A 299-nucleotide genomic window follows, 5' to 3' on the forward strand; every position below is an offset into this window, starting at 1 on the left:
CAATCGGGCGGCCAATGGGGACAAAGTGGCGTTTATCCTCGCGCTGACAGACCCAATAGGTGACATCAATCGCGGCTTCGGTTGGGCCATACAGGTTGTGCAATTCGGCCTTAAAGTGGGAGAAAAAGCGCTGTTGCAGCTCTTGCGGCAAGGCCTCACCGCTGCAAATCACCCGCTTGAGAGAGGCACAGGCGTGCTCCGGCGCAACCATCTGCACAAACTGCTGTAACATGGAAGGCACAAAGTGCAATGTGGTGATACCGGCGGTATCAATCAGCCGGGCCAAATAATCCGCGTCT

The 299-nt window shown here is 55.9% G+C and carries 1 protein-coding gene; it reads right to left on the minus strand.

The window, feature by feature from the left end:
* The coding region (locus ABR397_RS23730; protein WP_350307838.1) for an AMP-binding protein at positions 1 to 299 on the minus strand (299 nt) is incomplete at both ends.

It is taken from the genome of Photorhabdus viridis (assembly GCF_040256935.1).
GTDB classification, from domain to species: Bacteria; Pseudomonadota; Gammaproteobacteria; order Enterobacterales; family Enterobacteriaceae; genus Photorhabdus; species Photorhabdus viridis.